This is a genomic window from Streptomyces sp. NPDC048637 (genome assembly GCF_040650675.1).
Lineage (GTDB): Bacteria > Actinomycetota > Actinomycetes > Streptomycetales > Streptomycetaceae > Streptomyces.
In genome coordinates this window covers 81,388-83,328 of record NZ_JBEZHQ010000041.1, presented here as the reverse complement: position 1 = coordinate 83,328, position 1,941 = coordinate 81,388, and the positions used below count along the sequence as shown (strand labels likewise).

Below are 1,941 nucleotides of genomic sequence, written 5' to 3'. Positions count from 1 at the left end.
GGCGGAAGTCGTACGGGCGGTGGGCCGCGGCCCGTTGAAGGTGCGGCCCAGGTGCCCGTACCGGGCGGCACCGGCGCGGAAAGCAGTCCGAACACCCACCCCGGAGGCCCCGCCACCGGCACCCACCACAAACCGGGGCCCCACCCCAACACACCCCACCCGCCGACAGGCGGAACTGACACGGCGGGGCCACCCGAATCGTGGGGGGGAACTCACTTCCCAGAGGTCCGGTGGAACACCAGAAGATCCGCCGTGTCGCCGAGCAGCACATACGTGGACCGGGGATGGCGCCCGGTCGCCTCCGCCAGCACCTGGCGCGGGGTGCGGTCGTGGCGTAGCTGGAGGGCGATGTACTCGGGCGACAGCCCACCCGTGTCGCCGATCCAGAAGACCTTGGTGCGGTGCGTGAGGCGGCTCAGCGGCCGGATGTCGGACTCCACGGTCGCGCCGTCGGGTATGCGGTCCAGCAGCTTCTCGTCGGCGGTGACGTTCGGTGGGGTGCGGTAGGTGGCGGCCTCGGTGAGGCGGGCCAGGGGCAGATTGGCGGTCAGGGCGAGGGCCGCGGCCAGGACGGCGGCCGGCAGATGGTGGGCGTACGAGCGCAGCCAGGGGCGGGCCGATACCCGCACCTGCGGCAGGGCGTCGATCAGGGCGAGGAAGACGATCGGCATCAGGACGGCGTTGTAGTGCCAGTCGATGCCCCAGTAGTGCGGATCGTGGGACAGGAAGCGCCACCCCAGGGTGGGCAGCGCGACCAGTACGAGAGGGGAGCGCAGCGCGAGCAGGCCGGTGGTGGGCAGCAGGACCCACAGGGTGGTGCGGACGGCGGTGTCGAGGGGGATGGTGGCCCCGCCGCCGTCGGCGCCGAACTTGCTCCAGTAGTCGTACGAGCCGGAGTTGTTGAAGCCGGGTATGAGCACGCCGAGGGTGACGGCGGTGGCGGTGATGCCGAAGGCGACCAGGCCGATGGCCAGGGGGCTGGCCCGCCGGGTGCGGAGCAGGGCGAGCGCGCCGATGGTGGCCGCGGTCACCCCGAGGTCTTCCTTGACCAGTACCAGGGGCGCGGCCCAGCACACCACCGCGGTCCACCGTCCGCGCAGCACCGCTTCCAGCGCGAAGGCGATCAGCGGCAGCGCGAACGCGATCTCGTGGAAGTCGAAGTCGACGGCCTTCTGCACGCCCCAGGACATGCCGTAGGCGAAGCCGAGGGCCAGGCCCGGGGCGCGGCCCAGGTAGTGGGCGGCGGCGCGGGCGACCGGCAGCACGGACAGCGCGAACAGCGCGGCCTGCGCGGTCAGCAGGGTCAGGGGGGAGGGGAACACCCGGTAGAAGGGGGCGAGCACGATCAGCACGGGGCTGAAGTGGTCGCCGAGGATGTTCGTGCCGGGGCCCTTGAGGTCGACTATCGGGGCCTGGAAGTGGGCGTAGCCCCGTACGGCCTGTTCGAAGATGCCCAGGTCCCAGGAGGAGAGGGACATGGTCCGGAACCGGCAGATGGACAGCAGCGCGAACGCGACGAAGAAGAACGCGGCGGTCCAGTACGGGTCGAGGTGCGGGGCGCGGAGCGGCGCGGTCCGGGTGCGCAGGCGGTGGACGGTGCGCCGCAGCCGGCCGGTCCTGGCCGGTGGCGCGTCGGTGGTCGCGGTCGCGGGGGCGGCCGGCTCGGCGGCCCGGGGCGGCGGCACGCTGCCGCTGTCCGCTCCCAGAATCCGTCCGGGGGCGCCCCCAGCCGTTGCTGCGGCCGTGTCCATGCGGATCCTCACTCTCCCCTGCTCGAAAAGATACTCGAAGCGGCTGACCGGACCGCACGGAGGCCGCGGCGCTGCGACGGCCGGGCCGGCAGTGGTTCAGACGCGGGCGTGGGTCCGTCCGTTCCCGGAAACGGACGGACCCCGGCCCGGGGCCCCCGGGGCGCGCGGGCGCGGCGCGGGGGGGCGCCGG

At 73.4% G+C, this 1,941-nt stretch carries 1 protein-coding gene; it reads right to left on the bottom strand.

Going from position 1 to position 1,941, the window contains the following annotated elements; all coding sequences use genetic code 11:
• Positions 1-212: 212 nt before the first annotated feature.
• On the bottom strand, positions 213-1,751 hold the full coding sequence (locus AB0C46_RS34100; RefSeq protein ID WP_362832636.1) for a DUF2079 domain-containing protein: 1,539 nt from the start codon (positions 1,749-1,751) through the stop codon (positions 213-215).
• Positions 1,752-1,941: the final 190 nt, after the last annotated feature.